We start from the raw sequence: 25,499 nt of genomic DNA, 5'->3' as shown, positions 1-25,499 counted from the left end.
TGCTCCGTCAATCGAGATTGAGCAGACCGGCGTCCTGACGCTGACGGAGATGCTGATCGACGAGCGCTCGATCAGGACACGCGTGATAGCGCCCCTCGCAAGCATCGCGTAGTCGTGCCAACGCCTCGAACGTCGGCGATGTCGGCAAGCCCGCAGCCTCGATCAGGCTTGCGGCAAGGAAGCCGACGTCCAACGGTATGGCGAAAGGCCGCATATCGATATCGCGCCCGTAGCCGTGCACAGTGTAATAGGTCTTGTAGGCAATCGATCCCAGGTCGGAAAAGACATTGTTTCCCGGGGTACCGGCGGCAAGGTAGTCCTTGGTGGCAACCGCCTGGTGATCGCCGAAATCGAGCACGATCGTGCCATTGGGGCCTGGCATCCGTTCACGCTCGCGCCGAAAATCCTGCAGGTCCTGTTTGGACAATGCAACACGCCGCAGGTATTCGTCAACCTGGGCATCCGGAGCGAAAGCCTTGTCCGGCAAGGCGTCTTGCGGCACCAGCGTCATGTCGTAAGGGCCGTGCGGGAAAAGGGTCTGCATGGCAATGAACAGTGGTCGCCGATCCTTTTCGCGGTGCTCGCGCACAATTCGTTCTACGACATCGAAATAGAAACGATCGCGCACGAAGTGCGACTCCGGTTTCATTGCGTCGAAATCGACGATTTCCTGGAATCCGATCGAGGTCAGGAACGGCCCTTCATTGACGAAGCTCGCCTGCATCGGCATCACGGCGATGGTGCGATAGCCGCAGCGTGCCATGAGGCTCGGCAGGCTCGCCTTGACCCGGCCTTCCAGGATCTGCGTCACATAGGGGCTCTGCCAGCCGAAATCTGCTCCGGAGAGCCCCGTCATCACGGAGAAATTCGTGACCCATGTGCCGCCGCCGAACGTCTCGACCTGCATCGGATGCACCCGGCCGTCCTGTGATTGGAACGACGCACTCATCCATTCAGGGACCGTTACCTGCGGGAAATAGCTGGGGCTGGTCTGGCTCTCGCTGAGAACGAGAAACAGGTCGGGCTGGCTGGCCGCCACGCCGCAGCTGATGTCATCGCTGAGCTTCCCCTCCGCTTCGACATTTTCCAGTCGACCGGCAAGGACGATCCGCCCGAGCGGAAACTCAAGATCGCCGATCGACACGAAGAAGGACGAGGCGTCATAACCGGAGATGTAATGGACGTAGTCTGGCTCGCCGTTCTTCTGCGGATAAAGAGCGACAACACCGACTGCCGCTATGACAAACAGGCAAGCGCGCACGACAAAAGAGCGAACCGACCGGCGGTCGCTCCTGAATGCCACGACCAGGAACACGAATGCTGCGGCCAGCGCAGCCAGTCCGGCAATCAACAAATTGAAGTAGGAGCCGACCAGAAAGGAAAGCGCAGATCGATCAAGGCCGGTAAAGGCGAAATCGAAAACGTGCAGGGAAAAACCCTTGAGGCGGAACTTGACCTCCGACATCGCCGCAATGAGCAATACCGTCAATCCCGCTGCCCAGAGCGAAAAAGTCGGCCGGCGCGACAAGAGGAACAGCAGTGCGGCGATCGCCAGCGTCACGGCGACGAGGAAGGGCACGAACCGCCACCGCGTATCGAAATAGTGTAAGGCCTGGAGCAGCGTCAGGAACGCCAGCGAGATAGGCAGCGGATGCCTGAGCACGCGCCCGGCCTGCTCGATCACGTATTTCACCCTCTGCTCCCATATGACAGTTTTATGACAGCGCCTCAGATGCAGAATTACCGACGACAAGGCAACCTCTGGGTTGTAAATCACAATTCATGGTTAAGCGTGGAATGCGCGGCGCGGCGTCGCCGGCCCGTTGCTTGCGCGGGCCGCCCAGTTGCGGGCTCCGGCCGCTGCTTATATATGAACACCACCGCGCCACCGGGCGGGCGCTTCACGCGCGAACGGGGCGTTGAGAAACTGAATCAAATCTGTGTCAGATTGATTCCGGAATGACTCGTAACCTTCTGGACGAACGGGAAAATCATGAAACCGAAGATCTTCATCGATGGCGAACACGGCACCACCGGGCTGCAGATCCGCACCCGCATGGCCGGCCGCAGCGATCTCGAACTCCTGTCGATACCGGAAGCCGAGCGACGCAATGCCGCGATGCGCGAAGATCTTCTGAACAATGCCGACATCGCAATCCTCTGCCTGCCGGACGACGCATCGCGCGAGGCCGTCTCCATGGTTGCCGGCAACAACCGGGTACGCATCATCGACACGTCGACCGCGCATCGCATCACTCCCGACTGGGCCTACGGCTTTGCGGAGATGGACAAGACACAGCCCGCCAAGATCCGTGATGCCCGCCACGTCGCCAATCCCGGCTGCTACCCGACGGGTGCAATCGGCGTGATCCGGCCGCTGCGTCAGGCCGGCATCCTGCCCGATGGATACCCGGTCACGGTCAATGCCGTTTCCGGCTATACCGGCGGCGGCAAGCAGATGATCGCGCAGATGGAAGACGAGGCGAACCCGGATCACATCAGCGCGCCACATTTCCTCTATGGGCTGACGCTCAAGCACAAGCACGTGCCGGAGATGAAGATGCATGGCCTGCTCGACCGCGCACCGGTATTTGCGCCATCCGTCGGCAAATTCCCGCAGGGCATGATCGTTCAGGTTCCGCTCTATCTCGACGATCTCGCCTCCGGCGCGACGATCGAGAACATTCATGCGGCGCTCGTCGAGCACTATGCCGGCCAATCGATCGTCGACGTTGTCCCGCTGGCCGTCAGCGAAAAGCTCGGCCGCATCGACGCCACGGAACTTGCAGGAGCAGACACGATGAAGCTGTTCGTGTTCGGCACGCCTGGCGGAACTCACGTGAACCTCGTCGCTCTGCTCGACAATCTCGGCAAAGGGGCCTCGGGGGCCGCTGTCCAGAACATGGATTTGATGCTGTCCGCCTGATCGGTTACAGCAATTGCAAACGAAAAAACCCGGCGAGACGTTCGCCGGGTTTTTCTTTGCGATTGTGGGTTTTAGTTGCGCAACTCGATTGCAGTCGGCTTCGGATATTCGCCGATGAAGCCGCGCCAATGGGCGATGGCAAAGCCGAGCACCACCAGCGCACCGCCCTGATGCAGGACGCCCCAGCCGACCGGCACCTGCAGCAGGAGCGTCGTGATGCCGATGATCGCCTGGACGCAGACGAGCACGAACAGCAATACCGAGCGGCGCGCATGGGTCGATTCCGGCGCCGCCCGCACCGAGGCGATCACGTGCATCAACGCCAGCGCAAACAGCACGTAGGCGCCGATCCGGTGGATGAACTGCACGGTCTTCGGGTTCTCGAAGACATTGATCCACCAGGGGTGCTGCAGGAAAAGATCGGACGGGATCCACGCGCCATCCATCAGCGGCCAGGTATTGTAGCTGAAGCCCGCATCGAGCCCGGCAACCAGCGCGCCGAGATAGATCTGGAACAGGCTCATGACTGCGATGATGGCGGCCATCCGACGCGAACGATCCGTCGGCGCCGCATCATCGGAATGCGGACAAAGGCCGCGCTGGATCCACATGCAGGCGGCGAAGATCAAACAGGCGATGACGAGGTGGGTCGCCAGCCTGTATTGACTGACTTCGGTCCGCTCCACCAGACCGGACGAAACCATCCACCAGCCGATAAAACCCTGGAAGCCACCGAGCGCCAGAATGCCGAGCAGCGGCCAGCGCAGCCGGCGTTCGACCCGACCCGTCAGCCAGAAGAAGGCGAGCGGCACGGCGAAGATGATGCCGATGGTGCGCGCCAGCAGCCGGTGCGCCCATTCCCACCAGAAGATCGTCTTGAACTCGCCGACGGTCATGCCGTTGTTGAGCTGTTGGTATTGCGGAATGCGCTGGTAGAGCTGGAACTCCTCCTCCCACTCCTCGGCCGTCAGCGGCGGGATCACACCGTGGATAGGTTTCCACTCCGTGATCGAAAGGCCGGATTCGGTCAGGCGCGTCGCGCCGCCGACAAGCACCAGCGCAAAAAGCGTAAAGAGAACGACGACGAGCCAGCCGCGGATCTGCCGGCGGTTGCGATCGGTCCTGCCAATCTCGCTTCGGAGCATCTGTTCTGTCGCCAATTCGACGCCTGCCATGGCTTTCCCTCTGGTATCGCGGGGTTGGCGGCGAGCGGTTCATCGCCGCGCCTGCCGGAAAGCCGTTGATTTGCACCAGAGCGGCATGCAAAACAAGGCCGAACCCTTTGCGGCATGCCGTCGCGGCCGGATCTCGCGCCATTTGAAAGAATTGAAATGCCCGTACGTCTCAGAAAGCTGATCGGTACGATCCTGATCATCATCCTCGTCATCGTCTATGCGCTCGCCGCCGTCACCTTCGCGTCACTGCTGCTCGGCGCTGCGCCGTGGTGGGTGCATCTGATGTACTTCTTCTTTACCGGCCTGCTCTGGGTGCTGCCGGCGATGCTGATCATCAAGTGGATGGAAAAGCCGGCGAAAGACCGCTGAGCCAAGGGGGACCTCGATGAAGGTTGCGATCATTTCCGATATCCATGGCAACGACCTTGCACTCGAGGCGGTGCTTGCCGATATCGACGCGCTGGGGATCGCCGATATTGTCAATCTCGGCGACCATGTCAGCGGTCCGCTCAATGCGGCGCGCACCGCCGATATCCTGATGGCGCGCAACATCCCCTCGATCTCTGGCAATCATGACCGATACCTGCTGACGCTCGATCCCACCGGCATGGGGTTGTCCGACCGCGCGGCCCATGCGGAATTGCAGCCTCGGCATCTTGAATGGCTAGCGACCCTGCCGGCCACCCTCGTCTATCGCGATGCATTCTTTCTTTGCCATGGCACGCCTGCGAGCGACGAGGCGTACTGGCTCGAAGCATTGACGGCGGAGGGCGTGGTCCATCTGGCAGCGCGCAGCGCCATCGAAGTCCTCGCTACAGGCATCAAGCAACCAGTCATTCTCTGCGGACACACGCACACTCCCCGAGCGATCCGCCTTGCGGACGGCCGGCTCGTAGTCAACCCCGGCAGCGTTGGTTGCCCTGGATATGACGCCGACAGCCCGGTCGCCCACAAGGTTGAAGTCGGCTCGCCGGATGCGCGCTACGCCATCGTCGAAAGCGTTGGCAATGATTGGAGTGTCACGTTCCGCACAGTTCCCTACCAGCACGAGACGATGGCAAGGCTTGCCGCGCAGCGAAACCGCCTGCAATGGGCGCAAGCTCTTGCAACAGGTTTTCTCGGTGGGTAGCAATCCGGGCTTCATGCTTTGCTAACTGCATTCGCCGGTTGTTGCCCGGAGGTCGCAGTCATATTTCAGGAATTAAACGGATTGTAGCGGAGTTGCCGTTGAATGGCAGCCGCAACCAGCATCCGGACGGCCTTGCCGATGACGAACACAGATCTGACCATCGGCCGGCCGGGCCATCGAGACGCACACGCTGCGTCCCGGTCTGATGCCGCCATGAGCCGATTCGAGATCTCCATCCATGATACGATGGCGCCGCTGGAGCAGGAATGGCGGTCGCTGGAAGCGCTGTCTTTCAACTCCCTGCATCAAGGCTACGACTGGTGCGCGGCATGGGCGCAGGCTCATGACAGCGAGTTGCAGGTCGTTCGCGGCGCCCTTGATGGCGAATTGCTGTTCATCCTGCCTCTTGAATTCGTGCCCGGTCGCCTGTTCAACACGGCGCGGTTTGTCGGTGCGCCCCACAGCAATCTCAATACCGGACTTTTCGCGGCAGATGCGCTGACCCTTCCCCGAAACGACTTCGCTGACCGACTGGCGCGCGAACTCACTCATCGGCTGCGCCATAAAGTCGATCTCGTGGCGCTCGAAAAGACGCCGCTTGCCTGGCGCGGAACCGCAAGCCCGTTTGCGAACCTACCCGGCATCAAGAACCAGAATTCCTCGTTTCAGCTGCCGCTGTTTTCGAGCTTCGAACGCACGCTGGCACAGGTCAATGCCAAACGGCGGCGCAAGAAGATGCGGATCTCCGAGCGGCGGCTCGAGGCTCTCGGGGGGTACGACTACGTCATTGCGCAGGATCCCTGCGAAGCGCGGTCGTTGCTCGACGTCTTTTTTCGCCAGAAGGCCACTCGTTTTGCAGCTCTCGGACTTCCCGATGTCTTTCAGGGCGCCCCGACCAGAACGTTCTTTCACGCAGTCGCGGGCAGTTGCGGCGCAGCTGACGAACGACTGCTCGAACTCAATGCCATCCGCCTTAAAGGCGAACATGGCGGGCGGATTGTGGCCGTCGCCAGTCTGTCGCGAAAGGCCGATCATGTCATCTGTCAATTCGGCTCCATCGACGAGGAATTGGCAGGCGACGCCAGCCCGGGCGAGCTCTTGTTCTACAGAATGATCCAAAGGCTTTGCGGCGAGGGCGCGGCGCTCTTCGACTTCGGCGTCGGAGACCAGCCCTACAAACGCTCGTGGTGTACAGTCGAGACGCCGCTCAGGGACATCGTCCTGCCGCTGACGGTGCGCGGCCGGTTTGCAGCCGGCTACCACCGGGCATTGGTGCAGGCGAAAGTGGCGATCAAGGCCAACAGGGCCGCCTATTCATTCTTCCAGCGGGTGCGGAGCCGCAAGCGGAAGACCGATCGACAGACCGGCGAGATCGATAGCGAATAAGCAGCGCCGTTAGCGCGCCTCGGCTCAGGCCGCGTGGCGGTCGGGATAATCCGGGCCGGGTTCACCCCGCCCAGTCATCAACACGATGTCCCGGTAGCCGGCCTCGCCGAAGCCGGTCAGGACTTCAATGATTCTCTCTTCGCTAACCGCCGGCGCCGACAGGATGATTTCCGCGCCGTCGCGGCGGGCAATCTTGTCGACGGCTCCCTCGTCGGCCGGTCCGCATTCGACCAGCACCAGATCATAGGCATTGGTCAACGCATCGATGATCATCTGCAGGCGCTCGATGCCGCGCATTGCGAGCCGCGGATCGGCATCGCCTTGCGGAATGATGTGCGCGTCGGAGAACCGATCGGCATGAATGGTTTCGGTGAACGCCACCTCGCCGGCCAGCAAGTTGGTGATGCCAGGCAGTTGCGCCGAACGCGCCATCAGGCGGGTCGGGCAGGCCGAACCTGTGAGGTCGATCAACACGACCTTGCGATCTTCCTCCGCGATCAGACGCGCCAGCATCACCGTCGCCGTCGACCCCTCGTCGCCACCGGGCGAAACAGAGATTGCGATCCGCACTGCGTTTTCACGCAGGTGATCGGCAACCGCCTCGATCGAGAAATCCGGTTCGGCCGTCTCGCCGCTCGGGTCGTCGACAACATCGTCCGTCTCGTCCTCGGCCAGTGGCGCCAACGGTGGCAGATCGATGGCGTCGTTCAATGCAGGCGAGATGTTGAGCTTCTTCTCATCGAAACCATCAGCAGCAGCGACGGCGGCAATGGCCGGCCGCGAACGTGCCGGCGGCCGCTCGGCACCGACTGACACCGGCCGCAGTGCACGACCGCTGAACAACTCCCCGAGCATGATGATGATGCAGCTCAGAAGAAAGGTCGCAAGTGCCGCAACGATGGTGATCGGCATCACCTTCGGGAAGCTGGCGCCGGTGGGGACGACCGCGCTTGAAATGACACGCGCATCGGCGGGCGTTGCATTCTCGACCGTGCGCGACGTCGCTTCGCGATAGCGCGCCAGATAGGTCTCGAGCAGTTGCCGTTGGGCGGTCGCCTCGCGCTCGAGTGCACGCAGGCCCACCTCTTCCTCGCCGGCCTGGGCCGATTTGGCCTTGAGCGCGTTGAGCTGCTGCGTCAGCTGTTGCTCGCGCAACTCGCCGACCTTCGCCTCGTTTTCCAGACTGCTGAGGATCTTGCGGGTTTCTGAGCGGATCTGCGCCCTGATACCTTCGACCTGCGATTTCAGGGCCTTCAGCCGCGGATGGCCGTCCAGAAGCGTGGTCGAAAGGTCAGCCACCTGCCCTTGCAGGTTTGCTTCCGTCTCCTTGAGGCGCTGTATCATCGGCGAACCAACGACGTCGGCGATGGTATCAGCCTCGCGGCCGCTCGCCAGCGCCGCCCGCACACCTTCGGCGCGCGCCTCGGCATTAGCCCGCTCGCCACGCACGCGGGTCAGCTCGGTCGAGATATCCGTGAGTTGCCGGGTTGCGAAATTCGTGGTCTCGCCGGTTGGCAACAGATCGGACGACGAACGATAGGCCGCCACCTTGGCTTCGGCATCCCGCACCTTCTCGCGCAGATTGGCGATCTCCGGCTCAAGCCAACGGCTGGCTTCAGAATTGGTGTCGAGCTTCGCGCCGCTTTGCAGCGAAAGGAATACCTTTGCCATCTCGTTCGGGATCGCAGCCGCCAACTGTCGATCCTTCGAGGTAAAGGCGATCGCGATCACGCGCGACTTCTCGACCTGATAGACCTGCAGTTTCGATGTGAACTCCTTCAGCACCCGCTCTTCGGGCGGCATTTCCAGTGGGTTCTTCTTCAGGCCCAGCATGACCATCAGGTCGGAAACCGCCGAAGGTGCGGCCGAAGGATCAAACTCCTTCTGCTCGTGTAGCTTCATGTTGCGCGCGACCTGCTTGATCAGGTCGGCCGAACGCAGCACCTGAACCTGGCTCAGAATGCCGGATTCGTCGAAGACGCGGTCGGACCCTGTCTGCGCGTTCTGGTTGGAGCCGCTGAATTCAGGCTCCCGCGATTCGATGAGGACGCGCGTCTCGCTCTGATAGTCCGGTGCGATCATCTTCGCGGCGCCGAAAGCGAGCGCTGCAACACACGCAGTGGCGAGCAATACCTTGACGCGTCGATCCCACACGGCGCGGAACAGCCCGCCGAGATCGATATCCACATCCTGTTGTCCGCTGCCGTTTCCCGACATGCTTCTGGCTCCGAACCTTAAAATCTCGCTGGAAGGTAAATGAACATGGTAACGCAAGGGTTAATGGCTGCTCAACCTCTGGGCGATTTCGCCCCTCCTCTGCCGCAGGTCCCCCGTTGAAAATTCTACCGCGAGTTTACCAGCTATTAACCCTAACGGATCGATAACGGCGAGAGAGGTGGTCGTTTCCGGAGCCGAAGAGCAGCATGTCAACCGCAGGTATGAAGACGGGTCTCGCTATTACGGTGGCAGCACTGTCGATGTTGCTCGGCGGCTGCACAAGCTATCAGCCGGCACCCAAAGCGTTCAGCGAAGCAACGATCCAGCCCTATCGGCTGGACAGCGGCGACCGGCTGCGCATCAACGTATTCGAGCAGGCAGGCCTAAGTGGTACCTACACGGTCGATCAGGCAGGCTATGTTGCCTTTCCGCTGATCGGCACCGTCGCCTCGCGCGGCCACACGCTGCCCGAACTCGAAGGCATGATCGCCGCAAAGTTGAAACAGGGCTATCTGCGCGATCCGGATGTCACCATCGAAGTCGATCGCTATCGCTCGGTCTTCATCATGGGCGAAGTCGGCCAGGCAGGACAATATGCCTATGTGCCGGGAATGACGATACAGAACGCGATTGCGGTTGCCGGCGGCTTCTCGCCGCGGGCCAACCAGGCCAGCGCCGACGTCACGCGTAAAATCAACGGCCGGATCATCACCGGTCGCGTGCCGATTACCGATGCCGTACTGGCTGGCGATACGATTTACATTCGCGAACGGCTGTTCTGATCTCGATGCAGCCGCAGCGTCCCTTGCGCATCATTCACTGCTTCAGATCGCCCGTCGGTGGTATTTTCCGCCATGTGCGCGAGCTGGCGGAGGCGCACGCGGCGGCGGGTCATGAGGTCGGCATCCTCTGCGACAGTACCACTGGCGGATCCTATGAGGATTCGCTCTTCGACGGAATCCGGCCCTATCTGGCGCTGGGCCTCGTCCGCATGCCGATCCATCGCTCGATCGGCCCAAGGGATTTTGCCGCGCTCTGGCGCTGTTACAAGGAAATCAGAAGTTTGCAACCGGATGTGCTGCATGGGCACGGCGCCAAAGGTGGCGCCATAGCCCGCCTCATCGGTTCAGCCTTGCGGGTCAACAGGTATCGCGTAGCCCGCCTCTATTCCCCGCACGGTGGCAGTCTCCACTACAGCCCGAAGTCGTTTGTCGGGCGGATCGTCTTCCCGCTGGAGCGGCTTCAGGAACGCCTGACCGACGCGCTCGTCTTCGTCTGCGACTTCGAGCGCCAGACTTATTTTTCCAAGGTCGGCGAGCCGCGCGAGCACTACGAGCTGATCTACAACGGCATCGACGATCGCGAGTTCGAGGCCGTAGAGGCGCGGCCGGATGCGGTCGACTTCCTCTATATCGGCATGATGCGGGACCTGAAGGGTCCCGATCTTTTTGTGGATGCCTTTGCCCGCACGGAACGGCTTGTCGGGCGGCCGCTCTCGGCGTTGATGGTCGGCGACGGCCCACAGCAGCAAGAATACCGCGACCTCACGTTCGAGCAGGGCCTCGGGCGACGGATCACCATGCGCCCTGCCATGAACGCCCGCGAAGCCTTTTCGCTGGCACGAAACATCGTCATTCCATCCCGGGCAGAATCCATGCCCTATATCGTGCTCGAGGCGCTCGCGGCGCAAAAGCCGGTGATTGCCAGCCGCGTCGGCGGCATACCGGAAATCCTCGGCAAGCACAGCGCAGCTCTTGCCGAAGCGGCAGACGCGCAGTCACTTGCCACGATCATGGCTTCTGCAATCGTCGAGAAGGACTGGTCCGCGCGCGTGATGCCCGACCCGAAGACATTCAAGTCCCGCTTCGCGGCCTCGGTCATGACGGCGGAGGTGCTGCGGCTCTACCGGGATTTGTGCCGGGACCAATCGGCTCCGATAAGGCCTCAGGTTGCAACGTAAGCGTTTCTTAGTGGCTTTCTGCTATCCCGTGCGGACTTCAGTGCCGGAAGGAAGCCATGAACGAGTTTAAGCGGTCGGAAGCCTTCGACCCCGAAGCGCTTCGCAAGAAGATTTCGGAGATCCGTACCCGTGCGCCGGACGAAAAAGCCGGTGACGAACCGTCGACGGAACTCAACCCCCTCGCCCGACAGATTGCCGAACAATTCCGCGCAGACACCTATTCGCCCGCCATGATCATGGGCCTGATGCGTCTTTTCGAGTTCTGCGCACTGTTCGCCATCGGCTATGCCATCAATGCGCTTTATGTGCAGCCCGGCTTCGATCAGCTGCCGCTTTACCTGACGATCCTCGTTGGTGGCTCCGCACTAGCCGTTGCCGCGATGCAGATCGCCGACACCTACCAGGTCCCTGCTCTTCGCGCCTGGTTGCGCTTTACTCCGCGTATCCTCGCCTCTTGGGCGATCGCATTCGGCGGCATTGCCATCGCGCTTTTCTTTCTAAAGTCCGGTCATCAATATTCGCGTGTGTGGTTCGGCGGCTGGTTCGTCGCCGGTGCGCTCTTCCTCGTGGCAGAACGCGCATTCATTGCCTATTCCATCCGGCATTGGGCCCGCAACGGAACGATGGAGCGTCGTGCCGTCGTCGTCGGCGGCGGCCAGCCGGCCAAGGATCTGATCCGCACACTCGAACATCAGACCGACAACGACATCAGGATCTGTGGCATCTTCGACGATCGCGACGAACGTCGGTCTCCGAATGTCATCGCCGGCTACCCCAAGCTCGGAACGGTCGACGAGCTGGTGGAATTCGCGCGCCTGGCGCGCATCGACATGTTGATCATCTCGCTGCCGTTGACGGCGGAGAAACGCATCCTGCAGCTCCTGAAGAAGCTCTGGATACTGCCGGTCGACATCCGTCTTGCAGCGCACGCCAACAACCTGCGCTTCCGGCCGCGCAGTTATTCCCACGTCGGTGAAGTGCCGATGCTGGATATCTTCGACAAACCCATCGCAGACTGGGATTCCGTCGCCAAGCGTGGCTTCGACATCTTCTTCAGCATCGTCGCCCTGGTGTTGTTGTGGCCGGTGATGCTGGGGGCTGCGATCGCGGTCAAAGCCACCTCGCCCGGCCCCATCATCTTCAAGCAGAAGCGCCACGGTTTCAACAACGAGACCATCGAGGTCTACAAGTTCCGCTCGATGTACACGCATTTGAGCGACCCGAGCGCCCGCAACGCTGTGACGAAGGGCGACCCCCGCGTCACGCCGGTTGGGCGTTTCATCCGCAAGTCCTCGATCGACGAACTGCCGCAGATCTTCAACGTGCTCAAGGGCGAGCTCTCGCTCGTCGGCCCGCGCCCGCATGCCGTGCTAGCGCAGACGCAGAACCGCACCTATTCCGACGTCGTCGAAGGCTATTTCGCCCGTCACCGCGTCAAGCCCGGGGTCACCGGCTGGGCGCAGATCAACGGCTGGCGCGGCGAGATCGACAGTGACGACAAGATCCGCCTGCGCACGGCCTTCGACCTCCACTACATCGAGAACTGGTCGCTGCTCTTCGACCTGAAGATCCTGTTCCTGACACCGTTCCGGCTGCTCAACACGGAAAATGCCTATTGAGCACCGTCGACACACCACCGCCGATCGTCTTTAGACCCCAGCTCGCCGCGCTTTCGCTCTTCGGCTCATGGCTGGTTGCGCTTGTGGTGTTTCTGTCGGGTTTCGTGATTGCCGAACCAGCGCCCTACGAGCTATTCCTGGTGGTCCTCATTGGGCTCTGGGCGCTCTTCGGCCTGAAAATCTCGCGCTATGTCGCGCCGCTTCTTACTCTGCTCACCCTGTTCATGATCGGCGGGATCCTGTCGCTGATGACGATGGTCGACCTGACCAAGGGGCCGATGTACATGGCGGTCTCCGGATTTCTGGCGCTGTCGGCGGTCTTTTACGCCGCCATCATCGAGGATCGCTATCAGCGGCTCCGGCTGATCTTCAACGCCTGGGTCACGGCTGCCGTCCTGACCGCCCTGCTTGGTATTCTCGGCTACTTCGGCGCAATCCCGGGCGCTGAAAACTTCACACTCTACGACCGGGCCAAAGGCGCCTTCCAGGACCCGAACGTGTTCGGCCCATTCCTGTCGGTTCCCGCACTCTATCTAATCCACGGGTTGTTGACGCAGCCGATCCACAAGGCCCCGCCCAAGATCGCCGCGCTTCTGGTGCTGGCGCTCGGCGTGTTCCTGTCGTTCTCGCGTGCTGCATGGGCGCTCAACCTTTTCTGCGTGGTTGCCTTCGTCTTCGTGATGCTGCTCAAGGAGCGCAACGGCCTCTTCCGCCTGCGCATCCTCGTCGTCGCCCTGGTCGGCGGTGTCTTTGTTGTCGGCGCCCTGCTGGCCGCGCTGCAATCGGAGCAGGTGGCAACGCTCTTTTCCAGCCGCTCGCAGCTCGTGCAGGACTATGACGGCGGCCACCTCGGCCGCTTCGACCGTCACCGCATCGGTTTCCTGATGTCGATGGAGAAACCGCTCGGCATCGGTCCGATGGTCTTCAGCACGATCTTTCCCGAGGACGAACATAACGTCTGGCTGAAGTCGCTGACATCCTACGGCTGGCTCGGTTTCGTCAGCTACGTCACGCTTATCATCTGGACGCTGTCGCTCGGTTTCCGCTTCCTGCTGCTCGAGCGCCCCTGGCAGGTTTATCTGATGATCGCCTGGGTCGCGCTGATCGGTCATGTGGGCGTCGGCAATGTCATCGATACCGATCACTGGCGTCATTTCTACATGCTTCTCGGCATCATCTGGGGATGTGCCGCCCTCGAATACCGCCATCGTCGAACAATGCGGGCCGGATGGCAGCAATGAACATGGAATATCCTTTGCCAAATCGCCCCGCCGCCGCGCCGCTGCGCCTGCTCGAAGTCCTCGAGCCGAGCGGTGGCGGATCGGGCCGGCATTTCATCGATCTCTGCCGCGGCATGCATCTCCGCGGGCATCACGTCGAGGCGGTCTACTCACCGGTGCGAGCCGAGGAAAGTTTCGTGCGCGAGCTGAAGGCTATTGGCCTTCCCGCTGTTCACGCCGTCGACATGAAGCGTGCCCCAGGGCCCACCGACATCCCAGCCTTCCTGACGCTGCGTCGTATTATGCGCGATCATGGCCCTTTCGATATCGTTCACGGCCACAGCTCCAAGGCCGGAGCGTTGACGCGCCTGCGCTTGCCCGGTCGCCATTTGCCGCGCATCTACACGCCGCACGCTTTCCGTACGCTGGATCCGACACTGGGACGCGGCGGCAGGCTGATCTATGGCGCGATCGAATGGGGTCTCGCCTGGTTCTATACCGACCATCTCATCTGTGTGTCCGACGACGAGCGCTCCCACGCCGTTTCGCTATACATGCCGGAGGAGCGGATGTCGGTGATCGTCAATGGCGTTGCTCCGCCCTCACGGGATATGGCAACGACCATAAGGGCTAGTTTCGGCATTGCGCCGAACGCATTTGTCTTCGGGTTCATCGGCCGGCTGACCGCGCAGAAGGCACCCGAACGGCTCGTTGCCGCCTTTAAGAACATCGCCGCGACGGTGAAAGACAGTCATCTCGTCATGGTTGGCGCCGGCGAGCTCGAAGGCACGGTTCGCACCGCGATTTCCGAGAGCGGCCTACAGAACCGGATGCATCTGACATCCGCATTCACAGGTCCGCAAGCGGCCCCTGCCTTCGATGTGCTGGTCATGCCGAGCCGCTACGAGGCGATGTCCTACGTCATGCTGGAGGGGGCGGCGGCCGGAAAGCCGATCATTGCCAGCGATATCGGCGGCGCACGAACCGTGATCGAGGATGGTCACAACGGCTTCATCGTGCAGAATACCGACGATATCTCGGAGCTTGCCAAGACTATGGCTGCGTCCGCTACGCCAGCCACCTTCAGGAAGCTCGCGGCGGCAGCCGACAGCCTCAAGGAGCGCTTCACGCTCGACGCGATGCTCGACCAAACCGAGATGCTCTATTGGAAGCTGGCGGAACGACGACGTATCAGGGTAACCGCCTGATTACATAACACGGTTTTGGGACGACGACCTGCATGACGACATGTAGGCATACCGCAAACATTGCGAAACCGTAGCTTTTCATCTAAGTCGAAATAATATCTGGAAGCTATACTGGGGCGGGAATGGCCGAAATCAACTATCCCTTCAGGGCTCAAGCCGACGCGACTTCGATCGCTGACAGGGGGGTACTGGAGCGTCTCTCCACTTGGTATGAAACGCTGAAGGTCGAACGGCGCGAACGGCGCAAAGCGACATCCGTTAGCCTGCGTTGCGTCAGTCATCACGGCCAAACGTCACTATATCCCGACGAACTTCCGCTTGTTTTCCTGACGCACAACGACGCAAAGCTGGTTCCCGCATTCCTTTCGCACTATCGGCAGCTAGGTGTAACGCGCTTCATTTGCGTGGACGACGTCTCCACGGACGGAACAAGAGAATTCCTCCTCAAACAGGACGATGTGGACCTGTGGGTTTCGCCTGTCCGCTACAAGGACGCACGCCGCGGCCGAGCATGGCGCGAGACACTTTTGGGCCTCTATGGCGGCCCAAGGTGGTACGTCAATGTCGATTCCGATGAATTCCTCGTCTATGACGGGTTCGAAACCAGGACACTCTGGTCTGTTATACACTGTCTTGAAAAGGCAGGCGCGCTGAGACTGCCGGCGCCCATGCTCGATATGTATCCCATCGACCTATCTAAAGCGGACGCCAATCTGCTGAGCTCGCGCGCGCCTTGGGAAATCGCGGACCACCTCGATAGCTCCGGGTACACGCTGTCTACAACCAAACGGGCGATTTCAATCAAGGGCGGAGCGCGCAAACGAGAATTCGACGCAGACCTCGAACTCATCAAGTACCCCCTGATATACTGGGACGATGACTGTCGCTTCGGCCCCAGCATACATCAACCGCTTCCATATCGGAGAAACTTCGCGAGCATGATGGGCGCCCTGCTCCACTTCAAGTTTTTCTCAGACTACGAGAAGGAAATAACGGAGGCTGCACGCGACGGGCAATATTTCGACAATGCGGCTGCGTATTCGAAGATGACGGATGTCATCGCGAAAAAAGGGACGCTGCAGCTACAGTCCGACGACTCATTGAAGTTTACCGGCTCGCAGCAGTTGCTCGACCTTGGCTTCATTACGCCAATTGCTCCAACTGAGCCCAGACGGTAACACGTGTAGCCATGCCTGAAAAATCCAAGATCGTCGTCGTCTTTCCGGTCCACAACGGCGCAAAAACGCTTGAGCGAAGTCTGCAGAGCATTGCGGACCAATCCCTGTCCGATTTCAGGGCACTTATCCTGGAAAATGGCTCGACCGACGACACCTTAGAGATCGCCAGAGCATTTTGCGCAAGGGATCCGCGATTTTCCGTTATTCAGAACGCCAATTTTCTGAGCGCGCTCGAGCAATTTGCCAAGGCGTTCAGAATAGGCGCATGCGAAGGCGAATACTTCTGCCTTCGCGCGTGCGACGACACGTCAACACCCGACTTCCTGCAGGAACTCGTCGCATCGCTGGATGCGGATCCAAGTAAAATGCTGGCCGTGGGCAACGTCGAGCGCGTCGACGGCACAAAAGTAAAACACGCCAAGCCGAACCAGGACATTTTCCGTTTCAAGGAACGCTACGTACGCGGCCGAGCCCCGCGGAATCTCATGTATCCGTCCGAGTGGATCTACGGCGTCTTCCGGTCTGCTGCAGCCGACGAGATCGTTCTCAAGCGGTGGCACGAAGGCGCGGTCTGGGCGCTCAGCTCCTATGTCGTCACGGAGTTCGTCGTTCGCGACCTCGTCGCCTACACCGACGGCCCTGTCTACGAATTCACCGAGGGATCCGGTTCGGACAAAAAATACATGGTGACATCCATCACAGCAAAAATTCGAGCTCGCTGGCAATACACGATCGGCTGCTACAAGCTCAAAGACAAGCTTCCTCCCGCATCCCTCTACAGCCGATTGATGCTATTCCGCATGTGCTGGAACGATGCCAGGCGTAAGACCAGGTATCGGATTTTCGGCCTCTGACGCTCAGACGGGTGAGTTGGCGGCGCCGTATAGCCGCCTAGTTGGCGACAACGGAAAATCAACAAACGAAGGAATTTATCAATCACCCCTTGGGGGCTTGGTGATTGAAATGGTCGGAGCGGCGGGATTCGAACCCACGACCCCTTGACCCCCAGTCAAGTGCGCTACCGGGCTGCGCTACGCTCCGGACCGAGGAAATCCCTATATTCTCAACGCTTAGAGCGCAAGCGGGAATTTCGGGCCCGGCAGGAAAAAGGAACAAACGGCGTGGATAAGTGGAAAATGGGACGAGAAGTCCCACAGGTCAAAACTTTGCGATTGTCGGTCTAGAATACACTCCATGTGAACGCGGCGGTCACTGCCGGCAACGGTTGTCGCCACACCGCCGCTTCGCCCCTCCCTTCACAGGGCTGGCAACCCAGCTAGGCCCGTCTTTCTGCAGCGCAAACGAGCGATTGGTCTCCCGCAGAATTAAGCCGTTGACTTCTGACCAGCATCAGAACATTTGTAGAACAAATTGGAGGCTTTGCCATGTCAGAGAAATTTATCATCATGCCCTTTAAACGCGTTCGCGGTGGGCTCGCGCCCGGCGAGATGCGTGCCGCCACGACCGCGGCTGGGGCAGAGAAGGTTGCGGCGGCTATGGCGCCGAGGCATGTCGGCGTCGCCGCCTATGCTGTCCAGGTGGACGAAGAAAGCGGCGACATGAGTAGCCCTCGCCTATTGGTCCAGTTCGGCGAGATTGCGGATCTGAACGCTGCCTGACATGCAGGACCGCTTTCCGCCTATCCGCGATCTTCCAGAACCATCAGGACCTCGCGCAAAATAGCTCAGGCCCTGGGGTCCCTTTGCGATCAGCTCTCGCTCTCAGGCGAACGCCGACGGGTGTACGTCGAATGAGTCACGGCTAAAGGCCCGCCGCAGCCCCCTTGAATCACCGTCAATTTAAGGAGTTGTGCAGTCCATCAAAGGACACCCAAAGAACACCCTTAGCGCGCACCTGCATCGGTGAAGTGATTCGACTATGCGACAGGATCGAGGCGTGCTTCATCAGCTCGGGACCGGCGTAGTTGCCGCAATCCTCCGGCGTGACCTGCACAGCCCCTCTACTTTCGCGGCCTGCGCCTCTGCCTCGCCGACGCGCAACCTTCGCTGCCGAATCAGCAGGCGCCAGTTACCGCGCCTGATCAAGCAAACGCTTGCATTCCAGGAGATCGTAAAGCGCCTCTTGAAGCAGCGCCCGATCTTCCTTGCCGACGGAGGAGGACTTGCCGAGAGAGATTTCCGGAACGTCGTCATTGCCGCCGCCGAAGGAGAAAAAGCGGCGGCTGGCTGGCGCCTTGGCGCGACCGACGATCTGATCCTCGTCGGACAAGCCGGCCTTCGGCGGTAGCGGCTCCTCGTTGCTCGAGGCGGCCAGGGCCTCAACCGTCGCCAGATCGCCGCTGGCGATCGCCGCCACGAATTTGTTGCCGTTGGCCTTCAGCAGCTTCTGCACGCCTTTGATCGTGTAGCCATGATCATAGAGCAGGTGACGGATGCCCTTCAGCAGGTCGACATCTTCAGGGCGATAATAACGCCGGCCGCCACCACGCTTCATCGGCTTGATCTGCTGGAAGCGTGTTTCCCAGAAGCGCAGGACGTGCTGCGGCAGATCGAGATCGTCGGCGACCTCGCTGATGGTGCGAAAAGCGTCGGGGCTTTTTTCCATTTCGTTCCCATTCCATGTCATGCGACTCAGGGCAAGCCTAAGCGCAATGAACCGATGTCGTGCGATGATCGCACGAATCGGCTCCATTTCAACGGCTTATGGATGGGTTTTCAACCACATTGTGGTTGCCGACCTCCGCTTACGATACGGGAGAGGCCGGCTTCAGCTTGGCCTTGCGGCTCAGATGCGATTTCAACACCCGCTGCTTCAGGACGTTAGACGCCTTGAAGGTCATCACCCGCCGCGGCGAAATCGGCACTTCCTCACCGGTCTTCGGGTTGCGGCCGATGCGCTCGTTCTTATCGCGAACTTGAAAGGTCGCGAAGGAGGATAGTTTCACACTCTCGCCACGCACGATTGCGTTGCATATTTCGTCAATGACGGTTTCCACCAACTCGGCAGACTCTGTACGAGACAGACCCACCTTGCGAAAAACCGACTCAGCCAAGTCTGCTCGTGTTACTGTTTTTCCGCTCATCTTCCCCCACCGATGTCTGGCACGCCGATCAGCGACCGAAGACTATTGCCCTTGCCTTTTGCGGTCAAGCGCCTGCGTTGCCTCAGCATTTTTTACCAGCGTATCAGAACGGAGCCCCATGTGAAGCCACCCCCCATGGCTTCAAGCAGAACGAGATCGCCCTTCTTGATCCGGCCGTCCGCCGCCGCGGTGTTCAGAGCCAGCGGAATGGACGCGGCAGAGGTGTTGCCATGGAGATCGACTGTTACCACAACCTTATCGAGCGGGATGCCGAGCTTCTTGGCCGAACCATCGATGATACGGCGGTTGGCCTGGTGCGGCACGAGCCAATCGATGTCTTCCGCCGTCGTTCCCGTGGCCTCGAAGGCGGCCTCGATCACGTCGGTGATCATGCCGACGGCATGCTTGAAGACTTCGCGGCCTTCCATCTTGAGATGGCCGACGGTACCCGTTGTCGATGGTCCGCCATCGACATAAAGCTTTTCGCGATGCGCACCATCGGAGCGCAACTTGGCAGTGAGCACGCCGCGATCGGCAATCGTGCCCTCGCCTTTCTGGGCTTCCAGGATGATCGCGCCAGCGCCATCGCCGAAGAGCACGCAGGTCGTGCGATCGGACCAATCGAGAATGCGTGAGAACGTCTCGGCACCGATCACCAGAACACGCCTTGCCAGCCCACCACGGATATAGGCGTCCGCCGTCGTTACCGCGTAGATGAAGCCCGAACAGACCGCCTGCAGATCGAAGGCCGCGCCATGGTGCATGCCGAGCCGGTTCTGAATGTTGACCGCAGTTGCCGGAAAGGTGTTGTCTGGCGTTGACGTCGCCAGAATGATCAGGTCGAGATCAGCCGCCGTCAGCCCGGCATTGTCCAGTGCTGCGCGTGCAGCGGCCTCGCCAAGCGACGCCGTGGTTTCGCCTTCGCCGGCGATGTAGCGCTGGCGGATGCCGGTGCGCTGCACGATCCACTCGTCTGACGTATCGACCTTGGATTCCAGCTCCTGATTGGTGACAATGCGCTTCGGCAACGCTGCACCGAAGCCGCGAACGACGGAACGGATCATTTATTCAAACCTCATCATTCATGCCGGCGGGAAGCGCGCTCGGCGGCTCGGCGCCATGGTACTTCGCCAGATCGATCTCGATCTTCGCCTTCAGGCCATTTTTCACCATGTCATAGCCGACGTCGATAGCGGCCGCAAAGCCCTCGCCATCGGCGCCACCATGGCTCTTGATCACGACACCATTGAGGCCGAGAAAGACGCCGCCATTAACCTTGCGCGGGTCCATTTTTTCGCGCAGGCGGTCGAAGGCACCTTTGGCCAGGATGTAGCCGATCTTGGCCATCAGCGTGCGCGACATGGCCGCGCGGAGATATTCGGCGATCTGTCGCGCCGTTCCTTCGGCGGCCTTGAGCGCGATATTGCCGGAGAAGCCCTCGGTGACAACTACGTCGACGGTGCCGCGTCCGATATCGTCGCCTTCGACGAAACCGTAATAATCGAAGCCTTCGATATTGGCGTCACGGATGAGGCGCCCGGCTTCCTTGACTTCTTCCTGGCCCTTGATTTCTTCGACGCCGACATTGAGCAGGCCGACGGTCGGGCGTTCTATCTCGAACAACGCTCGTGCCATGGCGCCGCCCATCAGCGCGAAATCCATGAGCTGCTGCGCATCGGCACCGATGGTGGCGCCGACGTCGAGCACGATGCTCTCGCCCTTGAGCGTCGGCCAGATCGCGGCGATCGCCGGGCGCTGGATGCCCCGCATCGTGCGCAGGCAGAAGACCGACATGGCCATCAGCGCGCCGGTATTGCCGGCCGAGACGACGACGTCGGCCTCACCGGCGTTGATCGCATCGATCGCCCGCCACATGCTCGACTTGCCGCGGCCGCGCCTCAGCGCCTGGCTCGGCTTCTCATCCATGGCGACTGCGATCTCGCAATCGTGGAAGGTGCTATTGGCCTTGAGCTTGGGGTGTTTGGCCAAGATATCAGCGCATTGCGCTTCTATGCCGAACAGGACAAACCTTATGTCCGGATGACGTTCAAGCGCCCGTGCGGCGCCCGGGATGACGACTTCAGGACCATGGTCGCCGCCCATCACGTCAAGAGAAATTCTGACCACGCGTGTCTTATCCTTTTTTCCTGCCACACAACACGTGCTGCCGTGGCGCACGCTTTCGAACGCAACGACGATACATATTGCTTCTGACGCTTGAGCCAGGCACGCGGCAGGTCGCTGCGGCGGCTCATTTGGCCGGAGTCGGGCCAAAATACTGCTTTTCGCCCGCGTGACAACCGAATTGTAGGGGAGGCTTTGGCGGCCTCAGTCCTTTTTCCAGTCCTTCAGCGCTGCAAACGGGTTCGGCTTCTCGTCGTCGGCCGCCGTGCTTTCGATGCGCGCACCGAAAGTCACGCCCGGTTTGCGCGGATAAGGTTCGATCGCCAGCGCCACATGCTCGCTGACGACGACGCCGGCATCGATCGTGTCGCCGGTAAAGGTATCGGGGATATCGGGGCCGTCGGGGCTGAGGATCATCTCACCGCCATCATTGCTGGCCTGGCGGGCGAGCCTCGATCCTTCCGGTACGAGGATAGAATCGATGGATTCCTTGATATCGGCCTCGACTGGCTCGAGGGTCACGACGCAGGACTGCACGATCCGAGCGGTAACGTCACCCTTGATCTTGACACCGTCCTTCTTCCAGCGCGCGATCTGCAGATCCGCTGAAAGCGACAGGACTTCGCGCACATCCCAGAGTTCGGCAAGCGCTTGCCGTTCGCTCTCGTTTGCCGAGAGCCGCACGGTCACGGCATTGGCCGAGATATGCCCGACCTTCACCGGGTAGGAGAATGCCGGTCGGCTATCGTCTTTCATGATCAGATCCTTCCTCGCGCGGGCGCCGTTGCCGGCACGCTCTTCGCGGATAGTGCCGCACGCCAGGTTCAAGGGCGCACGGGCATCGATGGCGTCTCTTACTCTCCGGCGGTGGGGATGCGCAACTGGCCGGTTTCGACGCGCTCTTCCGGTTCAGTCGCGAGCCGCTCCTCGACAGAGAGGAGATAGGCAGCCAGGCCATCCATCCCCGGCTCACCCTGATCGCCCTTCGGATAGAAGTTACGCTTCAGCGCCGCAGCAAGCGAGGACGCATCTCGACCTTCGAGTGCCGCCGCATAGGATTCGAGCCGGCCATAGAACATTCCGGCCAGCTTCTTCATCTTCTTCGGCACGCCGGCATCACCGACGCCAAGCTCGCGGATCGAATGGTCGACATCCTCGAAGAAGGCGTCGACGATCTCCTGAGCGATCTCCTGGCCGGCGCGCGCCGACCCGCGCGTGCGCCGGAAATAAAGGATCAGCACGGCCGACAGCATCTCGAAACGCCCCATCACCGTGTCGGGCACGTCGAGGTCCGTATAGAGGTGCGGCTGACGTGCCGCCGCGGTCAACAATGCATATTGCCGTTCGACAATCGCAATATTGCCGCTTTTTCTTTTGAACAGTCCAAAAATCATCACAAAGCCCAGCTTTGGCTTTCTCGAAATGCGCGCAAGCGCCCATGACGTTGTTGCATGATAGCCGAAGCTGGTTTACCGAAGCATGCACGAATTGCAATGGCGGATATGCCATCGTTACTCCAAAGGGAGCTGTCGTTGACGAAGCGGTTTTTCAGAACAAATTTGAAGGTCCTAGGCCGAGTTGCGGCCGTAGCGACTGTTAGCACCATTGCTCTCTCCGCCTGCCAGTCCGCTAATGTCGGTGAAGTTCTCCACCAGGGTTATGTGGTTGACCAGGAAACGCTAAATCTCGTTCCGGTCGGTTCCAGCCGTGAACAGGTCATGCTTTCGCTCGGCACACCGTCGACGACCGCGACCTTCGACAACGAGGTATTCTACTACATCTCGCAGACCCGCAAACGGCCTGTCGCGTTCATGAAGCCGCAGCTCGTCGACCAGTCGATTCTTGCCGTCTATTTCGACAAGGAAGGCACGGTCAGCCAGCTCGCGCACTACACGCTCAAGGACGGCAAGGTCTTCGACATGCTGACGCGTACGACGCCGACCGGCGGCAAGGAAACGAGCTTCCTCGGCCAGTTGCTGACCGGCCCCGGCGCCGGACAGGCTGCAGCGCGAAGCCTGTTCAAGGACTTCGGCAACTAAGTTCACCCGATCGCAAAGAAAAGGCCCGCGGAACGATGTTCCGCGGGCCTTTTGCGTTTTGGGGATAGGATCAGGCAAGGACTGCCAGAAGCAGCAACGCCACGATGTTGGTGATCTTGATTGCCGGGTTCACCGCGGGGCCTGCCGTATCCTTGTAGGGATCGCCGACAGTATCACCGGTCACCGACGCCTTGTGCGCTTCGGAGCCCTTGAGGTGCCGAGTGCCGTTCTTGTCGACGAAACCGTCCTCAAAGCTCTTCTTGGCGTTGTCCCAGGCGCCGCCGCCCGAGGTCATCGAGATCGCCACGAACAGGCCATTGACGATCACGCCAAGCAACGACGCGCCAAGTGCCGCGAAAGCGGATGCCTTCGAGCCGGACAGCAACAGCACGCCGAAATAGACGACGAGCGGCGCCAGAACCGGCAGCAGCGACGGAACGATCATTTCGCGGATCGCCGCCTTGGTGAGCAGGTCGACCGCGCGACCATAGTCCGGCTTTTCCGTGCCGGCCATGATACCCGGCTTTTCGCGGAACTGGCGGCGCACTTCCTCGACGATCGAACCTGCCGCACGCCCGACGGCCGTCATCGCGATGCCGCCGAAGAGATAGGGAATGAGGCCGCCGAAGATCAGTCCGGCAACGACATAGGGGTTCGAGAGATCGAAGGAGATCTGACCGACATCAGCGAAGTACGGATATTTGTCGCCATTGGCGGCAAAGTAGCTGAGGTCGTTGGCGTAGGCCGCAAACAGAACCAGCGCGCCGAGCCCGGCCGAGCCAATGGCATAGCCCTTGGTTACGGCCTTCGTCGTATTGCCGACGGCATCGAGCGCGTCGGTAGACTTGCGCACTTCCGGCGGCAGATGCGACATCTCCGCGATGCCGCCCGCATTGTCCGTCACCGGACCGAAGGCGTCGAGTGCAACGATCATACCGGCAATGCCAAGCATCGCGGTTACGGCAATCCCGGTGCCGAACAGGCCGGCCAGTTGGTAGGTCGAAATGATGCCCCCGACAATGACAATCGCCGGCAATGCCGTCGATTCCAGCGAGACTGCAAGGCCCTGGATGACGTTCGTGCCGTGACCGGTGACCGACGCCTGCGCGATGGAGTTCACCGGGCGCTTGTTGGTGCCAGTGTAGTATTCGGTGATGACCACGATTAATGCGGTGACCACGAGGCCGAGGATACCGCACAGGAACAGGTTCCAGCCGGTAATATCCTGGCCCGCGACGGTGCCGATCGAACCCCAGCCGATCGTCAGCGATGTGGCCGCACCCAGGCCGACGATCGACAGCGCACCCGTCACGATCAGGCCGCGGTAGAGAGCGCCCATGATCGAGTTGTTGCTGCCGAGCTTGACGAAGAAGGTGCCGATGATCGAGGTGATGATGCAGGTCGCGCAAATCGCCAGGGGGTAAGCCATCACGGTCGAGAGCACTGGCGTGCCGGCAAAGAAGATTGAAGCCAGCACCATGGTTGCGACCACCGAGACAGCGTAGGTTTCGAACAGGTCGGCCGCCATGCCCGCGCAGTCGCCGACATTATCGCCGACGTTGTCGGCAATCGTCGCAGGGTTGCGCGGATCATCTTCCGGGATTCCGGCTTCCACCTTACCGACGAGGTCGCCGCCGACATCAGCACCCTTGGTAAAGATGCCGCCGCCGAGACGGGCAAAGATCGAGATCAGCGATGCGCCGAAGCCGAGCGCCACCAGCGCGTCGATCACTTCACGCGAACCGGGCTCGTGACCCAGACCTGCTGTCAGGATGAGGTAATAGACCGATACGCCGAGCAGGGCGAGGCCTGCGACGAGAAGGCCGGTGATCGCGCCGGATTTGAAGGCAATATCGAGGCCGGATGCGAGGCTGACCGAAGCCGCCTGCGCGGTGCGCACGTTTGCGCGAACGGAAATGTGCATGCCGATGAAACCGGCAGCGCCCGAAAGCACTGCCCCAACGAGAAAGCCGAACGCGGCTGCGGAAGAAAGTAGAACCCAGGCGCCGATGAAAACGACGACGCCGACGATGGCAATGGTTCTGTACTGACGTGTGAGATAGGCCTGCGCCCCCTCACGAATGTAGCCTGCGATTTCTTGCATGCGGGCGTTCCCCTGGTCGGCGGCAAGCACCGACCGTGTTGCCCAGATGGCATAAGCCACCGCGAGCAACCCGCATGCGATAACGCCCAACAAAATGGTCATTTCGCATTACCCTCCGTTTCAACCCGCGGACTCACTCCCGGCCGCAGGCCCCTCAAATCCGCGAATCAC

Annotated in this window: 23 protein-coding genes and 1 tRNA gene; 13 read left to right on the top strand and 11 right to left on the bottom strand. The window is 60.7% G+C overall.

From position 1 onward, the window contains the following. Window positions 1–7 precede the first annotated feature (7 nt). Entirely contained in the window at window positions 8–1,693 is a 1,686-nt protein-coding gene (locus J3R84_RS04815) for a sulfatase-like hydrolase/transferase (RefSeq protein ID WP_203527284.1), read from the bottom strand. A 300-nt stretch (window positions 1,694–1,993) separates the two neighbouring features. Between J3R84_RS04815 and argC the strand changes: the two genes are divergently transcribed. Then, window positions 1,994–2,926 (top strand): N-acetyl-gamma-glutamyl-phosphate reductase, encoded by a 933-nt coding sequence (argC, locus tag J3R84_RS04810; RefSeq protein WP_025426551.1) that lies wholly within the window; start codon window positions 1,994–1,996, stop codon window positions 2,924–2,926. 71 nt (window positions 2,927–2,997) lie between these two features. Here the strand turns inward: argC and J3R84_RS04805 are convergent, their stop codons facing one another. Beyond that, window positions 2,998–4,101, bottom strand: coding sequence for a COX15/CtaA family protein (locus J3R84_RS04805; protein ID WP_203527285.1), 1,104 nt, complete (start codon window positions 4,099–4,101; stop codon window positions 2,998–3,000). Between the two features lie 156 nt (window positions 4,102–4,257). On the opposite strand from J3R84_RS04805, the gene J3R84_RS04800 reads away from it, so the two are divergent. The 3 genes from J3R84_RS04800 to J3R84_RS04790 all read left to right on the top strand — a co-directional run bounded on the left by J3R84_RS04800 (window position 4,258) and on the right by J3R84_RS04790 (window position 6,616). Then, entirely contained in the window at window positions 4,258–4,470 is a 213-nt protein-coding gene (locus tag J3R84_RS04800; protein WP_025426549.1) for a DUF2842 domain-containing protein, read from the top strand. A 16-nt stretch (window positions 4,471–4,486) separates the two neighbouring features. Next, window positions 4,487–5,230: a metallophosphoesterase family protein gene (locus J3R84_RS04795; RefSeq protein ID WP_025426548.1), complete on the top strand. Its 744-nt coding sequence runs from the start codon at window positions 4,487–4,489 to the stop codon at window positions 5,228–5,230. A 138-nt stretch (window positions 5,231–5,368) separates the two neighbouring features. Further along, on the top strand, window positions 5,369–6,616 hold the full coding sequence (locus tag J3R84_RS04790) for a GNAT family N-acetyltransferase (protein ID WP_057211521.1): 1,248 nt from the start codon (window positions 5,369–5,371) through the stop codon (window positions 6,614–6,616). A gap of 24 nt (window positions 6,617–6,640) precedes the next feature. On the opposite strand, the gene J3R84_RS04785 is transcribed toward J3R84_RS04790, so the two are convergent. After that, window positions 6,641–8,833 carry a GumC family protein gene (locus tag J3R84_RS04785; RefSeq protein ID WP_057211434.1) on the bottom strand — a complete coding sequence of 731 codons (2,193 nt, stop codon included), beginning with the start codon at window positions 8,831–8,833 and terminating at the stop codon, window positions 6,641–6,643. Between the two features lie 206 nt (window positions 8,834–9,039). Here J3R84_RS04785 and J3R84_RS04780 point away from each other — a divergent pair, with 206 nt between their 5' ends. From J3R84_RS04780 to J3R84_RS04750, 7 genes are all read left to right on the top strand, one after another. Beyond that, a complete protein-coding gene (locus tag J3R84_RS04780; protein WP_025426545.1) occupies window positions 9,040–9,615 on the top strand; it encodes a polysaccharide biosynthesis/export family protein in 576 nt (191 codons plus the stop codon). A gap of 5 nt (window positions 9,616–9,620) precedes the next feature. After that, window positions 9,621–10,793 carry a glycosyltransferase family 4 protein gene (locus J3R84_RS04775; protein WP_057211435.1) on the top strand — a complete coding sequence of 391 codons (1,173 nt, stop codon included), beginning with the start codon at window positions 9,621–9,623 and terminating at the stop codon, window positions 10,791–10,793. Window positions 10,794–10,849: 56 nt separating this feature from the next. Further along, complete coding sequence (locus J3R84_RS04770; protein WP_057211436.1) at window positions 10,850–12,412, top strand: undecaprenyl-phosphate glucose phosphotransferase; 1,563 nt, start codon at window positions 10,850–10,852, stop codon at window positions 12,410–12,412. Continuing rightward, window positions 12,409–13,653, top strand: coding sequence for an O-antigen ligase family protein (locus J3R84_RS04765; RefSeq protein WP_025426542.1), 1,245 nt, complete (start codon window positions 12,409–12,411; stop codon window positions 13,651–13,653). Before J3R84_RS04770 ends, J3R84_RS04765 begins: the two co-directional genes overlap by 4 nt. 2 nt (window positions 13,654–13,655) lie before the next feature. Beyond that, entirely contained in the window at window positions 13,656–14,840 is a 1,185-nt protein-coding gene (locus J3R84_RS04760; protein WP_025426541.1) for a glycosyltransferase, read from the top strand. Between the two features lie 263 nt (window positions 14,841–15,103). Further along, window positions 15,104–16,018 (top strand): glycosyltransferase family 2 protein, encoded by a 915-nt coding sequence (locus J3R84_RS04755; RefSeq protein WP_025426540.1) that lies wholly within the window; start codon window positions 15,104–15,106, stop codon window positions 16,016–16,018. 11 nt (window positions 16,019–16,029) lie between these two features. After that, on the top strand, window positions 16,030–16,872 hold the full coding sequence (locus J3R84_RS04750; RefSeq protein WP_025426539.1) for a glycosyltransferase family 2 protein: 843 nt from the start codon (window positions 16,030–16,032) through the stop codon (window positions 16,870–16,872). Between the two features lie 110 nt (window positions 16,873–16,982). Here J3R84_RS04750 and J3R84_RS04745 read toward each other — a convergent pair. Then, a tRNA-Pro gene (locus J3R84_RS04745) sits at window positions 16,983–17,059 on the bottom strand. A gap of 344 nt (window positions 17,060–17,403) precedes the next feature. Between J3R84_RS04745 and J3R84_RS04740 the strand changes: the two genes are divergently transcribed. Next, window positions 17,404–17,637: a hypothetical protein gene (locus J3R84_RS04740; protein ID WP_025426538.1), complete on the top strand. Its 234-nt coding sequence runs from the start codon at window positions 17,404–17,406 to the stop codon at window positions 17,635–17,637. A 409-nt stretch (window positions 17,638–18,046) separates the two neighbouring features. On the opposite strand, the gene J3R84_RS04735 is transcribed toward J3R84_RS04740, so the two are convergent. The 6 genes from J3R84_RS04735 to J3R84_RS04710 all read right to left on the bottom strand — a co-directional run bounded on the left by J3R84_RS04735 (window position 18,047) and on the right by J3R84_RS04710 (window position 22,579). Next, window positions 18,047–18,583 (bottom strand): MerR family transcriptional regulator, encoded by a 537-nt coding sequence (locus J3R84_RS04735; protein ID WP_025426537.1) that lies wholly within the window; start codon window positions 18,581–18,583, stop codon window positions 18,047–18,049. 139 nt (window positions 18,584–18,722) lie between these two features. Beyond that, window positions 18,723–19,061 (bottom strand): integration host factor subunit alpha, encoded by a 339-nt coding sequence (locus J3R84_RS04730; protein ID WP_025426536.1) that lies wholly within the window; start codon window positions 19,059–19,061, stop codon window positions 18,723–18,725. Window positions 19,062–19,153: 92 nt separating this feature from the next. After that, window positions 19,154–20,125 carry a beta-ketoacyl-ACP synthase III gene (locus tag J3R84_RS04725; protein ID WP_057211437.1) on the bottom strand — a complete coding sequence of 324 codons (972 nt, stop codon included), beginning with the start codon at window positions 20,123–20,125 and terminating at the stop codon, window positions 19,154–19,156. A gap of 4 nt (window positions 20,126–20,129) precedes the next feature. After that, window positions 20,130–21,188, bottom strand: a complete 1,059-nt coding sequence (gene plsX, locus J3R84_RS04720) for a phosphate acyltransferase PlsX (RefSeq protein WP_057211438.1) — start codon at window positions 21,186–21,188, stop codon at window positions 20,130–20,132. Between the two features lie 201 nt (window positions 21,189–21,389). Next, complete coding sequence (locus tag J3R84_RS04715; protein WP_025426533.1) at window positions 21,390–21,941, bottom strand: YceD family protein; 552 nt, start codon at window positions 21,939–21,941, stop codon at window positions 21,390–21,392. 98 nt (window positions 21,942–22,039) lie between these two features. Further along, window positions 22,040–22,579, bottom strand: a complete 540-nt coding sequence (locus tag J3R84_RS04710; protein WP_025426532.1) for a ubiquinol-cytochrome C chaperone family protein — start codon at window positions 22,577–22,579, stop codon at window positions 22,040–22,042. Window positions 22,580–22,717: 138 nt separating this feature from the next. On the opposite strand from J3R84_RS04710, the gene J3R84_RS04705 reads away from it, so the two are divergent. Continuing rightward, a complete protein-coding gene (locus J3R84_RS04705) occupies window positions 22,718–23,224 on the top strand; it encodes an outer membrane protein assembly factor BamE (protein ID WP_025426531.1) in 507 nt (168 codons plus the stop codon). A gap of 70 nt (window positions 23,225–23,294) precedes the next feature. Here the strand turns inward: J3R84_RS04705 and J3R84_RS04700 are convergent, their stop codons facing one another. Further along, the gene (locus J3R84_RS04700; protein ID WP_025426530.1) at window positions 23,295–25,430 is read right to left on the bottom strand and encodes a sodium-translocating pyrophosphatase; all 2,136 of its coding nucleotides are present in this window, start codon (window positions 25,428–25,430) and stop codon (window positions 23,295–23,297) included. Window positions 25,431–25,499 lie beyond the last annotated feature (69 nt).

It is taken from the genome of Ensifer canadensis (assembly GCF_017488845.2).
GTDB classification, from domain to species: Bacteria; Pseudomonadota; Alphaproteobacteria; order Rhizobiales; family Rhizobiaceae; genus Ensifer; species Ensifer canadensis.
This window is presented reverse-complemented; position numbering and strand designations above follow the sequence as displayed.

Coding starts and splice junctions, on each gene's coding strand:
- argC (WP_025426551.1), top strand. CDS start 1,994: ATGAAACCGAAGATCTTCATCGATGGCGAACACGGCACCACCGGGCTG.
- J3R84_RS04805 (WP_203527285.1), bottom strand. CDS start 4,101: ATGGCAGGCGTCGAATTGGCGACAGAACAGATGCTCCGAAGCGAGATT.
- J3R84_RS04800 (WP_025426549.1), top strand. CDS start 4,258: ATGCCCGTACGTCTCAGAAAGCTGATCGGTACGATCCTGATCATCATC.
- J3R84_RS04795 (WP_025426548.1), top strand. CDS start 4,487: ATGAAGGTTGCGATCATTTCCGATATCCATGGCAACGACCTTGCACTC.
- J3R84_RS04790 (WP_057211521.1), top strand. CDS start 5,369: ATGACGAACACAGATCTGACCATCGGCCGGCCGGGCCATCGAGACGCA.
- J3R84_RS04785 (WP_057211434.1), bottom strand. CDS start 8,833: ATGTCGGGAAACGGCAGCGGACAACAGGATGTGGATATCGATCTCGGC.
- J3R84_RS04780 (WP_025426545.1), top strand. CDS start 9,040: ATGTCAACCGCAGGTATGAAGACGGGTCTCGCTATTACGGTGGCAGCA.
- J3R84_RS04775 (WP_057211435.1), top strand. CDS start 9,621: ATGCAGCCGCAGCGTCCCTTGCGCATCATTCACTGCTTCAGATCGCCC.
- J3R84_RS04770 (WP_057211436.1), top strand. CDS start 10,850: ATGAACGAGTTTAAGCGGTCGGAAGCCTTCGACCCCGAAGCGCTTCGC.
- J3R84_RS04760 (WP_025426541.1), top strand. CDS start 13,656: ATGGAATATCCTTTGCCAAATCGCCCCGCCGCCGCGCCGCTGCGCCTG.
- J3R84_RS04750 (WP_025426539.1), top strand. CDS start 16,030: ATGCCTGAAAAATCCAAGATCGTCGTCGTCTTTCCGGTCCACAACGGC.
- J3R84_RS04740 (WP_025426538.1), top strand. CDS start 17,404: ATGTCAGAGAAATTTATCATCATGCCCTTTAAACGCGTTCGCGGTGGG.
- J3R84_RS04735 (WP_025426537.1), bottom strand. CDS start 18,583: ATGGAAAAAAGCCCCGACGCTTTTCGCACCATCAGCGAGGTCGCCGAC.
- J3R84_RS04730 (WP_025426536.1), bottom strand. CDS start 19,061: ATGAGCGGAAAAACAGTAACACGAGCAGACTTGGCTGAGTCGGTTTTT.
- J3R84_RS04725 (WP_057211437.1), bottom strand. CDS start 20,125: ATGATCCGTTCCGTCGTTCGCGGCTTCGGTGCAGCGTTGCCGAAGCGC.
- J3R84_RS04715 (WP_025426533.1), bottom strand. CDS start 21,941: ATGAAAGACGATAGCCGACCGGCATTCTCCTACCCGGTGAAGGTCGGG.
- J3R84_RS04710 (WP_025426532.1), bottom strand. CDS start 22,579: ATGATTTTTGGACTGTTCAAAAGAAAAAGCGGCAATATTGCGATTGTC.
- J3R84_RS04700 (WP_025426530.1), bottom strand. CDS start 25,430: ATGACCATTTTGTTGGGCGTTATCGCATGCGGGTTGCTCGCGGTGGCT.